Source organism: Reichenbachiella versicolor, assembly GCF_003171675.1.
GTDB classification, from domain to species: domain Bacteria; phylum Bacteroidota; class Bacteroidia; order Cytophagales; family Cyclobacteriaceae; genus Reichenbachiella; species Reichenbachiella versicolor.
In genome coordinates this window covers 319,804-332,875 of record NZ_QFZQ01000006.1, presented here as the reverse complement: position 1 = coordinate 332,875, position 13,072 = coordinate 319,804, and the positions used below count along the sequence as shown (strand labels likewise).

15 protein-coding genes are annotated in these 13,072 nt (G+C 39.5%); 3 read left to right on the top strand and 12 right to left on the bottom strand.

Features of this window, described 5'->3' with window-relative positions:
* Nucleotides 1-248: 248 nt before the first annotated feature.
* Together DKG80_RS14095 and DKG80_RS14090 are read left to right on the top strand one after the other, a co-directional pair.
* Nucleotides 249-548 (top strand): GIY-YIG nuclease family protein, encoded by a 300-nt coding sequence (locus DKG80_RS14095; RefSeq protein WP_109831993.1) that lies wholly within the window; start codon nt 249-251, stop codon nt 546-548.
* Between the two features lie 437 nt (nt 549-985).
* The gene (locus DKG80_RS14090) at nt 986-1,669 is read left to right on the top strand and encodes a DUF2461 domain-containing protein (protein WP_109831992.1); all 684 of its coding nucleotides are present in this window, start codon (nt 986-988) and stop codon (nt 1,667-1,669) included.
* A gap of 151 nt (nt 1,670-1,820) precedes the next feature.
* On the opposite strand, the gene DKG80_RS14085 is transcribed toward DKG80_RS14090, so the two are convergent.
* The 3 genes from DKG80_RS14085 to DKG80_RS14075 all read right to left on the bottom strand — a co-directional run bounded on the left by DKG80_RS14085 (nt 1,821) and on the right by DKG80_RS14075 (nt 4,354).
* Nucleotides 1,821-2,375: a YbhB/YbcL family Raf kinase inhibitor-like protein gene (locus DKG80_RS14085; protein WP_109831991.1), complete on the bottom strand. Its 555-nt coding sequence runs from the start codon at nt 2,373-2,375 to the stop codon at nt 1,821-1,823.
* Between the two features lie 434 nt (nt 2,376-2,809).
* A complete protein-coding gene (locus DKG80_RS14080) occupies nt 2,810-3,646 on the bottom strand; it encodes a helix-turn-helix domain-containing protein (protein WP_221409134.1) in 837 nt (278 codons plus the stop codon).
* A 354-nt stretch (nt 3,647-4,000) separates the two neighbouring features.
* On the bottom strand, nt 4,001-4,354 hold the full coding sequence (locus tag DKG80_RS14075) for a helix-turn-helix domain-containing protein (RefSeq protein WP_109831990.1): 354 nt from the start codon (nt 4,352-4,354) through the stop codon (nt 4,001-4,003).
* 524 nt (nt 4,355-4,878) lie between these two features.
* Here DKG80_RS14075 and DKG80_RS14070 point away from each other — a divergent pair.
* Nucleotides 4,879-6,147, top strand: a complete 1,269-nt coding sequence (locus DKG80_RS14070; RefSeq protein ID WP_109831989.1) for a hypothetical protein — start codon at nt 4,879-4,881, stop codon at nt 6,145-6,147.
* Between the two features lie 374 nt (nt 6,148-6,521).
* Here the strand turns inward: DKG80_RS14070 and DKG80_RS14065 are convergent, their stop codons facing one another.
* The 9 genes from DKG80_RS14065 to mltB form a co-directional block, all read right to left on the bottom strand.
* Nucleotides 6,522-7,067, bottom strand: a complete 546-nt coding sequence (locus DKG80_RS14065; RefSeq protein ID WP_221409133.1) for an SRPBCC family protein — start codon at nt 7,065-7,067, stop codon at nt 6,522-6,524.
* A 72-nt stretch (nt 7,068-7,139) separates the two neighbouring features.
* Nucleotides 7,140-7,493 carry a YciI family protein gene (locus tag DKG80_RS14060; RefSeq protein WP_109831988.1) on the bottom strand — a complete coding sequence of 118 codons (354 nt, stop codon included), beginning with the start codon at nt 7,491-7,493 and terminating at the stop codon, nt 7,140-7,142.
* Nucleotides 7,494-7,652: 159 nt separating this feature from the next.
* On the bottom strand, nt 7,653-8,237 hold the full coding sequence (locus DKG80_RS14055) for a Crp/Fnr family transcriptional regulator (RefSeq protein ID WP_109831987.1): 585 nt from the start codon (nt 8,235-8,237) through the stop codon (nt 7,653-7,655).
* 20 nt (nt 8,238-8,257) lie between these two features.
* Entirely contained in the window at nt 8,258-8,977 is a 720-nt protein-coding gene (locus DKG80_RS14050) for a hypothetical protein (protein WP_109831986.1), read from the bottom strand.
* Nucleotides 8,978-9,029: 52 nt separating this feature from the next.
* Entirely contained in the window at nt 9,030-9,629 is a 600-nt protein-coding gene (locus DKG80_RS14045; protein WP_109831985.1) for a Crp/Fnr family transcriptional regulator, read from the bottom strand.
* A gap of 191 nt (nt 9,630-9,820) precedes the next feature.
* A complete protein-coding gene (locus DKG80_RS14040) occupies nt 9,821-10,258 on the bottom strand; it encodes a DUF3995 domain-containing protein (protein ID WP_109831984.1) in 438 nt (145 codons plus the stop codon).
* Complete coding sequence (locus DKG80_RS14035) at nt 10,255-11,388, bottom strand: FAD-dependent monooxygenase (RefSeq protein WP_109831983.1); 1,134 nt, start codon at nt 11,386-11,388, stop codon at nt 10,255-10,257. Before DKG80_RS14035 ends, DKG80_RS14040 begins: the two co-directional genes overlap by 4 nt.
* Nucleotides 11,389-11,445: 57 nt before the next feature.
* Nucleotides 11,446-11,958 carry a Crp/Fnr family transcriptional regulator gene (locus tag DKG80_RS14030; RefSeq protein WP_109831982.1) on the bottom strand — a complete coding sequence of 171 codons (513 nt, stop codon included), beginning with the start codon at nt 11,956-11,958 and terminating at the stop codon, nt 11,446-11,448.
* A gap of 125 nt (nt 11,959-12,083) precedes the next feature.
* Complete coding sequence (gene mltB / locus DKG80_RS14025) at nt 12,084-13,067, bottom strand: lytic murein transglycosylase B (protein WP_109831981.1); 984 nt, start codon at nt 13,065-13,067, stop codon at nt 12,084-12,086.
* Nucleotides 13,068-13,072: the final 5 nt, after the last annotated feature.

The following is a 13,072-nucleotide window of genomic DNA, read 5'->3' as shown; positions in this document are numbered from 1 at the left end:
TCGGGTACGATACTACTTCATTCTTATAGATTGCTTCGTCGTTCCTTCTCGCAATGAAGGTTGTTTTGAGGTTATGCTCGTCAAGTCGTCATCGCGAGCACAGCGCGGCGATCTTTACAGGGGTACTACTTCATTCTTACAGATTGCTTCGTCGTGCCTTCTCGCAATGACGGTGATTAAAGATGTGATGTTTTAAACTTGGAAAGAACTTTCCCAATTGAGTAATCTTGTAGAAAGAATTTTAACCTATGCAAAAAGGAGGAGCAGTCTATATCCTGACTAATAAAAACAAGACGGTATTATATACTGGTGTGACGTCTGACCTAATATCTCGTATGTACGAACATCGAAATAAACAGCACCCTAACAGCTTCACAGCTAGATACAATGTTGATAGGTTAGTGTATTATGAAGGTTTTCATAGTATTGAAGAGGCTATAATCAGAGAGAAACAAATTAAATCAGGGTCTAGAAAAAAGAAGGAAGCTTTGATTTACTCTACTAACCCTGAGTGGAATGATTTATATGATGAAATAAAGGAGTGGTGATTAATTAGGTGGAGATATTTTTCTATACACATCCTTTTGTCGTAAGGTTGTCATTTCAGGGTTCTTGAGGAAGGAGGTTTTATGCAGTGGGTGCAGATTGCTTCGTCGTTCCTTCTCGCAATGACGGGTGTTTTTGAGGGTAGTATTTCAGAAAGTCGTCATCCCAAAAATCAATTGTGCGATAGCAGGAATTGGTTATTTGGGATCTCTATGCTACCGTTGAATAGTTGGTCTCCAGATGAATCGGGTCTCTGATTGCTTTTGTACAATATCGTGAGAAAACCCTATGGAATTGTATTAATTAACACAGGATTACTAATATTTCTACATCATTCTTTTTCACTACGAACTAGTTTTCCTTCACACGTGAGAAATAAAATCCCAAAGATTTATTATCCGTTATGGTCGAGGAACTTCACTTTATTTAAGTTTGAATCATGGCAAATCTTGACATAGCATATTCTTTCTTGAAGAAATTATCTTCTAATAATAACAGAGAATGGTTCAATGACCACAAATCAGAATATTTAGAGGCTCAGGAGCAAATGATAGAGTTTGCGGATGAGTTACTGTCTGAGATGAAGCAAGTAGATGAGATAGAAACGCCTTCGGGTAAGAAAAGCCTATATCGTATCTATCGCGATACTCGTTTTTCGAAAGACAAGACGCCATATAAGAAGCACTTCTCTGGGCATCTACGTCGGGCGACTAAGTACAATCGCGGTGGATATTATTTCCATATAGAGCCCGACAAGACTATGATAGGCGGAGGTTTTTGGGGGCCTAATGCTGCTGATCTACTGCATGTGAGAAAACAAATCGCTCAAGAGCCTGAGAGATTGGAAGAGATCGTCAATTCAAAGCAATTCATTGATGCCTTTGGGCAGTTGGGTGGGGAACAACTCAAAAAAGCGCCTAAAGGGTTTTCGGTAGATGATCCGGCTATACACTGGCTCAGGTACAAGCAATATTTACTAAGTCATATTTTTACCGATCAGCAGGTAATGCAACCAGACTTTGCTAGTCGGATGGCTGAGCAGTTCAATAACATGCGCCCCTTCTTTGACTATATGAGCGAAATTCTCACGACAGATTTGAACGGAGAAGAACTGTTGGTGTGATCGTCTGATTATGTAAGTATCAGTAAAGATGGTCTTGAAAAGAAAATCATCACATTGAGTGCCGAATCGTTCTTTAGACCATAATGGGAGATTCGCTCTGCTCAACGTGATGACTTGATAGCCGCCTAATGACTACTTTCCTATGAATACCTTATTTAGCCTCACGCTTGTAGTACATTACTATGCTAGCTTTGGCAATGGTATTGTTCCATAGATAATACCCAACTACAGCAGGGTTAGTGTTTTTAGCTAGCCCTAGACTTTCTGTCTTCAGAGCATATACGGTGATAATGTATTGATGAAGTCCATGCCCCTCTGGCGGACAAGGGCCACCGTATCCTTGCGAACCGTAATCTGTGATGCTTTGAATAGCGCCTTTCGGTGCTAGGTTGGATGAGATGTCTCCAGCTCCACTTTTTACTTCGGAAGTGCTAGCCGAGATGTCGAACATCACCCAATGCCACCATCCGCTACCAGTAGGTGCATCTGGATCATACATAGTGATAGCGAAACTCTTGGTTCCTTCTGGAGCGTTTTTCCATTCTAGTTGAGGAGATAGGTTTTTGCCTACACAGCCAAAACCATTAAACTCTTCGGTCAATGTAGCTTGTCCACCGATATCTTTACTAGACAGTGTAAAGGTCGATTGTGCAGATATAAAGGAGGATACTAAGCTGAATGCGATAAGTAAGATTGTCTGTTTCATTTGTTGTTTTGTTTTTAAACTATAAAGCAAATTTCATGGGTTTCGACATCTATTATTTACTGTCATTAGACCAAAAAGTAGTGCTAAAAGTTCAATACTACATCAGCGAGACCCCTGATAGCTTTTCTTCACTGCCGTGCGAAAAACTTCTGGGGTGACGGTTGGTCGGTCATACAATTGAAATATTGCTTCTTCGTACCTGATTGATGAAGGATTATTTACACAAAAGCGTCATCCCAAAAATCAATTATGCGAAAGCAAGAATTGGTTGTTTGGGATCTCTATGTTAACTGTGGGTATTTAATACCAAATCACTGTGACCCCTGATAGCTTTTCTTCACTGCCCTGCGAAAAACTTCTGGGGTGACGGTTGGTCAGACTTACAATTGACAGGTTGTTTCTAGGTGTCTTCTAGTTATGACGGGTATTGAGGTTCAACCTGATTGGTATTGCTTCGGAGTCACATTGTATTTAGCCTTGAATGCTTTCACAAAGTTGGTGAGGGACTCGTATCCGATTTCTAGATAAATATCAGAAGCTCTTTTTTCGTCGTTTTTCAGAAGGTAGGCAGCATATTCTAGCCTCTTTTCTTGAAACCACTTGCTGGGAGGTAGTTGGAAGTGCTTTTCGAAAGTTCGCTTGAAGGTGGATAAACTCATATTGCAGAGAAAAGCCAGTTCACTTAGCGTAAGCTTGTTTAGTTTATTATTCTCAATGACTTCCTTAAAATGAGCTTCAGCATCATTTTTGACCTTCAAAGAATTGAAAAAATCAGCACCGAACTTGTCCAGTAGATAGAGCATCAACTCTTCGAACTTGACTTGTAGGATTCTGTTCCTGTTGGAAGGAGACAAATGACTCAGGTCTGTCAAACTTTCAGCATATGATCTCAGATATCCATCATAGGGGATGGACTGAACTGTTTTTCTAGGGGTATTATTGGAAACCGAAATAGAGTATTTCTTGATAAACTGAGAAACCAAATCACTAGAAAAGAACAATAAAATACTCCGATAGGTATTGTTTACACCAGTAAGTTTTTCTGTCATTAGGCATTTACCAGCCTTCATCAGTAGAAAGTCATCATTCGAAATGGCGATGGATTTGACATCCGAATGGACTTCTTTGTACCCTTCTTGAAGGAAACTGAAGGTATTCATGGATAGGTCTACCTGTTGTTTGGTAGATTCTGCCTGCGCATGATAGTCATGTACCTGTATGTCTGTCTCGTCAAAAGAGCTTAGAGCTTCTGGTAGTGTGATGGTTTTCAAACTTATTATTGTTGCTGATGCTTATCACAAACTTAGGATATATTCTAGTTCTCTTTTTCATCGATTGATATCCTAATGCTGAATTCTATTAGGAGGTGTCATTGAAGAACAAGATTACTGCTTCAAAGAATCAGCGTCAATTACGAGGGGGCACGACGAAGTAATCTGTCAAATTGAAGCAGCTGCATGACCTGAACAGATCACTTCACTCTGTTCGTGATGGACGAGATACTTACGGTCACATTATACAAAAAAAGGTATGAGTATAAAGAAAGGTTCTACCTCTTGACTAGTAGGATGTCATAGACTTTGGCAATTCCGAGTAAGTAACAGAAGATTTAATGGGAAGTACTATTACTTATCCTCCACCTTTTCACGAATCAGTCGATCGATCTCATCTAGCTTATCGAGAGGGACATTGCTAAGTGTCTTGAGGATGTGAACCATTTTATCACTTCGTTTGATCTTGTGTAGAGGATGATCAACGGGGATGCTAGTTTCATCTTCGGGAATCCATTCCATCAAATCGTCTGGAGTACAGTGTAGCACCTTGCAAAGTTGCTCCAGTTGCTTGAGCGGCACATGTTTAACTTGATTTTTACTGATGCGAACGGCAAAGTTGTTGGAGAAACCAGAATTTTTAAGGAAAGTATAAGGTTTGTCGATGCCTCGAGCTTTCAAAACTCTAATGAAATTGTAGGTTAACATGAATTACTAAGTTTGGTAATTATTTCAGTTGTAAAACTACATGATTATTACACATAACTATTAGTTCTATCATAATTTCTCTTTTATTCATTGTATTTAGTATTTAAGTAATGGTAATTACTATTTATACTATTGAGTTTACTACTTAACAAATGGTAATTAGTTTTTTTAAGATGGTACTAACTACTTTATAATAGGTATTAAGTATTTGTTTATAGGTATTTAGTATTTGCAGAATAGTGATAACTCTTTTCTTGTGATAATTTACTCTCTTTTTAAAAAGTCTCTTTCGGGTTTTCATAAGGTTGAGTGAGAAACAATTCTTCGCTGTCAGTAAGTGTAGGGCAACTGTGTAGTATTCCTCTTGCTGGGTTGTAAAGTGTTGGACAGTAGTGTTTTGTAGGAGGTATTTTGTTTTGGTCGAAAGGTGGTGAGGCTTCGTCGATTAGATGTGAGCTTAGTAAAAGACAATTTTATCTTTACATAATCTTTTAAATCTTTCTTATAACTTAAATCCCACCATAATGAAAAACCCGTATTTATCAGCCCTAATGGGGTTGTTGATCCTAATGATGGCTGCATGCAGCGGCGCAGAAGAAGAAATTATTGACGAAGACCCTACAGATGAGGAGGAAACCGATCCTGAGGTACAGACACCAACCTTTGATATATTAGCGTTTGATTTTGCAGTCAAAGATTCCTATCAAGTCACAGGAGAGACTACTATTGAGTTGTCTTTTGATCAAGGTACGAGCTGGAAACCTCCATTTGATACGGCTTTGGAGTCGGGATCGTCTATTTGGGCTAGAGTGATCAATTCGGAATTGGGTATCACTGAAGATAATTTCAATATCGACTGGTCGGGGTCGAGTGTAGAACCGATCGAAGTCGTGGACAACATAGCCAAGTTCGTGTTGGATGAAGATGATATCCTCATTGATTTAGAAATAGAAGTACTTTTTAGACTTATCGTCTCGGGACTAGATGATGAAGGGTTTGAAGGAGGACTGTATGAATTGAATTTGGCGGATGCCTCTAAGACTTTGCTTTCTGATTCCATAGACTATACTGCCGAGTCCATGGGATATGATTCGGAAGATAATGTATTGTATTTCGTAAGAGATGGTGGGCAAATGGCCTTCAGAGACCTGATCGGTCAGTTTGATCTGGTTACTAAAAAGTCTTCTTTGTTTTACAGTGGCGAAGACATCGCAGGAGGTACTTCCTGCAATGGATGGAACGATGCCAGAGGTGTAGAAGTACTGGGCGAGGAAGTCTTAGCAGTAGGTAGCTGTGAGGGTGATGATATCTTCTATTTTAGTCAGTCTAGTGGTGAATCTACGAGCACTCCAGAGCTGAGCAGAAATACAGGTGTTGCAAATGTTTCCGTAGACTTGAGAGGAGGGATGTGTATCAATTCTTCCAAAACTGATCTGCTATTGGGTGTGCAGCAGAGTGATTTCCGTGATGGACAAAACCCGATTTATACCTATGGGTTTATCACCAATAAGATATCTGGAGAATATGTAGGTTTTACAGCGTTGGACTTTTCAGAAACCTCTTCTATACCTGAGAGTTTTGACTACATCACGGATATGACGATGACTCCTTCTGGGACGCTATATGCTATCATAGAGTCTACTTCAAATCCAACTAGTGGGCCAGTTCAGTATTTGGTCACAATCGATCCGTCCAATGGTAAGGTAAGTGATATAGGTGTGCTATCGGAGTATTCTAGAAGTCTGACAAGACTCTATGGATTGACGTATGTTCCTAAGTATGCGATTGAATAATGTTATGTAATAATTGATGCTCAAGCAGCCCTAGATTCTTTCTTAGGGCTGCTTGAAGCATTTTATTTCTATTTTGTCATCTAAGATGTTTGACTTGTGGTCCTTCCCAAATCCCCCTAGCCCCCTTTGGAAGTATAGTCTTTGCACTTCAGCAGGCGTCATCCTTAAAATCAATTTTTACGATAGTAAGAATTAGTTGTTCAGGATCTCAAAGTAGCTACAAGCAGAATCGATCAGATCCCGGATAGCTTTTCTCTACGATCGTGAGAAAAACTTCCAGGATGACGGTTATTTTATTGTGCCATGCTGCTTTTTGAACGGGGCAGGGGGATTGATATGACCCAACAAAGTATAATTATTCAATTTCAGTTAAATCAATTCTCTTTCTCCACGTACTCTTTGAGCAATTCCAAGCCCCTTTCGTTCATTCGGCTGATGTCCTTTTTAGCTCCAAATACCCACATGAAGAAGGCATCCGTTTTGCTAGACTTCATGTTGAACTCTTGTACTACTTTCGTTTGACCACCTACTTCTTTGAAAGAGTATTCAAACACAGGGTTCACCTCGTATGGCTTTTGAATATCGCACTCCATTCGAATGTACTCCTTTGGTCTGATCTCCTTGATTTCTTGGTAACCAAGATCCTTACCCTTGTTGCCCTCCCAGTGATATTGAGCACCTGCTTGTCCATCCGTACCTTTCACCTCATATTTTTGAGAAGGGTCTGCTTCTAAAAAAGGAGACCAGTTGGGAAAGTTTTTGAGGTATACTACTTGATTATATACTTTGTCAAGACTTCCGTCAATCAAAACTTCCTTACGGATGTTTATTTCTTTTAGCTTTTTGGCATTGGTATAGCTTACCGCAAATACGCTGATTAGCAAAATACCTACTATCGATAGTGTCATGGTTCTTTTCATTTTATATAAAGTAAAGTTTGATATTGAGGCAACAGGACAGCGTAAATACCTTCTCCCGTACCCTTTGAGTTGTTAGTTTTCCATTGGGATGATAGAGCGGACTTCTACAGTACCACCCATAGCCAGAATAGGACTTCCTTTGGCCAGTTCAGTGGCTTCTTCTAGAGAGTGAGCTCTCACGATCATATTGCCACCAAGAGTTTGTCCTTCTATCATCAGAATACCATCGGTGATCTGCTTATCTGATTGGATCTGATTTCCTTCAAACCCTAATTGATAAGTACTAACCAGTTTTTCAGAGATTGCCATCTGCCCAATGAATCCACCCCAGGCCTCTTTCATTTGGTTTTTTTCATCCTCAGTAGGCTGCTTGTCAAGTTCAGGAGTGAACCTGAATAGCATCATGAAATTTTGTTCTTGTCTCATTGCTTTGTGTTTTTGGTTTATAAAAGACTAATCAGGAGCGAAGACAAAAACTACAGTTAGTTTTTCCGGAGTCCTATTTGACTGTCTCAGCTACGTATAACAATGATTCAAAACTAGAGGTGGGCGAAATCGAAAGTCTTGCCATATGACAAGAAACCATTATAGCCCCGAATTAGCCAGTTCTTTTCTGATTCTACTCAGTGAAGTGTCTGTAATACCCAGATAGGTCGCGATATGTTTCAATGGGACATTATGGATCAGTTCCGGTTTGTCTTTCATCAGCTCCAGATATCTATCCTTAGCTTCGTCGGTCACCATAGAGACCGAGTGATGCTTTAGCTCGAAGTAGTTTTGTACTAATCTGGTTCGACCGACTTCACGAAATGCCTCGATATGGAATAGTTTCATGAAGTCCTCGAATTTGATTTTCCAGCATTTAATATCAGAGAGTGCTTGTGTAGTTTCTTTTGTAGGTTTTTTCAAAAAGAAAGAATGCCAGTCTATCACGATATCACCAGCGGTGAAAAACTTAGAAGTCACGTTGTTCCCGTCAAGGTCCACTACATATGATCTAGCAAATCCCGATTCCATGAAATAATAATGGCTAGCCGTGTATCCGAGTCTAAACAGGTTTTCATTTTTCTTGAAATGATGCTCTTGGAATTGATCCAATATCGTTTCTAAATCATCGTTTGAAAAATTGTCAGGTTTGAATATTGTGCTGAGGAATTCTTTTTTGTTCATAATTCGAAATGCTTTTGACTCTATCCCTTTATCAGTTTTTTGAAAGTCAGGATATGGAGGAATATGATAGTCATCGGGGCAAATGCCGGTATCCAACTGAAAGGAAATGTTCCGAATTGTGCTACACCTTCTTCACCACTTTGTATCGCCTGAGCAGTGATTAGATTGGCAGATCCCATGACTAAGAGTATATCTACTAGTCCGATGATATTCCATATCCAAGCCATTGACTTCGCCATCGAGGAGTTCTTTTTGAGGAGGTATACAGTAGGAAAGACTAAGGCAGCAGTCAGGATGTCTCCATATCCTCCTAACTGTGCAAATAGATCAGGAATGGCTCCATGTTGATTGACAAGAAAAAAGTACACACCTACAAACCGAAATACTTGAATGAAGATCAGTTGATCCAACGTGATGTTTTCATATACGGCCTTGAACCAGTCTCTCTTTCGGATGTATAGAAGGTAGAAAATCATCAACGGAATAGCCGAAAATATAATGATCCTCGGTGGCAGTGTGTTCACGCTGAACAGTCCGAAAATAGAAGCTATTCCTACGATGACTAAGTATACCGTATAAAAGATCTTGATGTTGAAAGAGATTTTTTGTCCGTCAAATTGATTGTTGCCCTCTAGAGATCGTTTTACAGCTCGTGATATGAGGCCAGTAGGGATGAAAGCAAAGAAGAGAACGAAAGAAATGGAAACCCACGCTGGGACTTCTGTGATATGTAGTTGCATAGTTTCTTGGTTTTTGACAAAGCAACACAACTATTCGACTTGTGGAGTTACCCTATGACAACTTCTCTCCAGACATTTCTTTTTCTGCCAATTCTTTTCGTATTCTACTCAATGAATGCTTGGTGATCCCTAGATAACTGGCAATGAACTTCAGAGGGATTTCTTTGACAATTTCAGGCTTCTCTTTTAGAAATTTCAAGTATCGATCCATAGCACTGAGTTTTCTCAAGTCGATCATACTTTCGTGAATAGTGACATAGTTCATCGTCAGAAGCATGCGACCCCATTCTCTGAATTCGGGGATATTGTGAAAACAATACTGCACACTGTCCAAATCGATGCTCCAAACTTGGCAATCAGTCAGCGCCTGATAGTTTTCGATGCTAGGTCTTTGTTTGAAGAAAGAATAGTAGTCATTGAGAAAATCGGGTGCAGAGTAGAACCGGGTGGTGATCTCTTCACCCTCAGAGTTGTACAAGTAGCACCTGATGATTCCTTTTTGCAAAAAGTAAGATTTCCGACTAGTACGCCCTTCTTTGATCATTAAAGAGTCCTTAGTGAATTCTTCTTCCTTGAAGTATGTGGCGATTTGATCAGCTTTGGCTTCAGGCATTGGTATGAGCCCAATAAAATAATCCTGTAGTGTAGACATAGGGTAGTGGATTAATAAAGCATCTAAACTAGGAATATTTGAGGAAGTATTTTACATGCAGTTTATAAGATAATTACTCTGATCCTTACTGAAGTTTTGCCTTCAAGCTCCTAATTAATTGGTACAAGCAAAGCAGCTTTCTGATTTTCTTACCTAAGTAGAGATAGATCATGTCTCTAGCCAAATTGACATCAACTACTCAGCCAAAATACTAAGCCGCCAATGATGCCTATTCCGATACATAGAGGGGAGAATAGAGTAGTATCCATTTTTGCGAATTCAGTGTTTTTTACCTTTTTGAAGAAGCCTACATATTTAAACTCTCCTATTGCCCTCAAGGTAAATACGATTGGTATATAAAGAATACCATTGTCAACGATCCAAGAAGGAAAAGGAAATGTCACAAGCTTCGATGTACTCAGGTAAACTGCTCCACAGAGCATAAGACCAATAGCTACTAACAATGTCGCAAACTTGGGGATAGCAATAGGCTTGGTAAATTTTCTATTCTCTTTAGTAGGAATGACTTTATCTAAAGCCCAATGTCCACCAAAAAGCCAATAAATATGTATTCCGCCGAGTGCGGCAAAAAGGATAAAAAGTGGGATGGAAAGATATGTGATGATCATAGCGTTTCTAGTTTAAATATTTTTTCAGTCTGTTTTCTATTCATAGATTCAGGCATAGACTTCATTAGTTGATTGCGTAGTTTCGATAGGAATGGATTAGAAATATGAGCCATTTTCCCGATAGCCCAGCTTGTCTTTACTACTTGGTGTGCTTTCGCTATCCTTAACTTTTCAAACTTTGAGAAAGCTTGGTCCAGAGGATACTTATTTAGACACTCTGCTAGTATGAAAGCATCTTCGATGGCTTGGCAGGCGCCTTGTCCCATGTTGGGAGTAGTTGCATGAGCGGCATCTCCTATTAAGCAAACATTGTTTTTGTGCCAGCCCTTAGTAGGCTTCAGATCTGTTATCTCAGCAGTATAAATGTTTTCAGGTACCGTCGCTGCCAAAATATCCTTGATCATTGGATGATACTGACTAAAGTATGAAGTGATTTCGCTGATATCAAATTCGCTCATTTGACTCTTAAACGACTTTAGTGCATACCAATAGACTTTATTGTCTGCGATTTGGACAAAACCAAAACGGTCACCTTTACCCCAAGCTTCATTGAGCTCATGATGATAGTTCGAAGGCAGATGTATTTCAGCTACACCTCTCCAACATATTTGATTGGCTTTTCTGATTTTATACTTAGAGAATATTGATTTACGAACGGCTGAGTGAATCCCGTCAGCTCCTATCAATACTGATGAAGTAGTTTGAGTTCCATTCTTAAAAATAAGTTCCCATTTGTTATCAAGTTCGACTATTTGATCAAGAGCGTGACCCAGATTTAGACCTGTTGAGTTTAGCTCTTCAAGTAAGATGTTTTGTAATGCCCCTCTATGAATAGCTATGTTCTTTACTCCATACTTCTGCTCAAAGTAGGATAAATCCACTTTAGATAGAGACTTCAGATCCATAGACGTGATGTTCATAGAAGAAATAGGATTGCCTTTTTCTTCAATTGCAGTTCGCAATCCTAACTTTTCATAGATCTGCATGGCGTTATTGGCAAGAATAATCCCCGCTCCGACGGGTGCCAGTTCGTCAGCTTGTTCAAAGATTCTAGTCGTGATACCTTTTTGCTCTAAGGCAATGGCTGTAGTCAGACCTCCTATTCCGGCTCCTATGATGTCTATTTCCATAAGTACTTGTTTAGGACAAAAATGGAGAAGAGGAGTCAGGTCATCACTTAACTTTCGTTAATTACGGTTTGAGACTTGATTGCGGATTCGGCTGAGAGATTGAGGAGTGATACCTAGATAGCTGGCTATATGTTTGAGAGGGTATTTTTGAAAGAAGTCGGGCTGATTTTCTATTAAGTGTAGATAGCGTTCTTTAGGGTTTAGAAATAGTAATTGTTCTACTCGTTGCTTACTATTGATGAATATGAGTTCACTCATTATTCTTCCAAACTTGTTCCAATAAAAAGAGGTTTCGTAGAGTTCATTCAGACCACTTCTATTCAAGAAAATAGCTTCTCCTTTTTCCATTGATTGTATCCAAAGAGAAGCAGGAGATTGACTTACAAAACTCTCATAGTCTGTGATGAATTCATATTTAGATCTTAGAAGCAAGTTGGTCTCGACTAGATCTTCATTTTTTCTATAAGATCTTAATGACCCAGACAAAATGAATGCGATGAATTGGCAAGAGTCCGGAGGAGAAAGCAGAAGCTCCTCTTCTTCAAATGCTACAATAGAAAGGTGTGGCACTATTTCCTCCCAATCTTTGTCTTGGATGGGGAGGATTTGATTTACAGCATATTTGAGCGTTTCGATGATTACAGGAGTTCGTTAGAGAAGTAACTACCAATCTACAAAATGGAGTGATGATATGGCTAGTTATCAGTTCTTTTCTTCTTAACTGCTTCTCCTACATGAAACACGGCTAAAGCATACAAGGGACTATGATTGTATCGAGTGATGACATAGAAATTCTTGAAAGTGAACCAATGTTCATGGCTACCATCTTTCATTTCCATTGCTTGCAATGAAACATACTCTGATGGAGCAATTGGTTCTGAAGGCTCGTATCCTTTTGGTGAGTAGTAAGAAATTGTTTTTGATGGTTTAACACTTTGTTTGGAGAGAGTAACTGCATTTTCTTTTTTGACACCTTGTATAGCTACTTGACCACCTTCGACCCATCGGTGAACCTTAAGGTAGTTTGCTACACTGGCTATAGCATCGTTTACTTCATTCATCAGATCAGCTCCGGTTTCACTGTCAAAGCTTTTAGCGTACGCTAGATAACTACTAGGCATGAATTGACCATATCCCATCGCACCTGCGTATGAGCCTTTGATGCTGAGTGGGTCTAGTCCTTCGCTTTCACATAGCTCAAGGAACTTTCCTAGTTCAGATTTGAAAAATGAAGATCGTCTGGGGTATCCAAATGCTAATGTGTACAGGGCATCTAGTACGCGGTATGTTCCCATTCGCTGTCCATAGTAAGTTTCTACTCCGATGATACCGATGATCGCCTCTACGGACACGCCTGTTTGTTGGCTGACTTGATTTAAGACCGTTTCATTTTCATTCCAAAACTCTACACCAGCCGCTATACGTTCGTCCGTCATGAAGATACCACGATATCGTTCCCATGTCATCGTTTTTTCAGCAGGACGCGTCATTTTTTCAATGATTTTAGGGAGGAATTCTGCTTGGCCAACTATCCCTTCTATTTCAGCTAAAGACCTTTCGTTTTGGTAAGCATAGTTACGGGTAAACTCGTCGACCTTTTCTTGGTCTACTTGGGCAAAACAATTTTGCTGACTCCATATTGTTAAAGTCAGTAATAAAACGATTCTAAAATAATTCATTATGT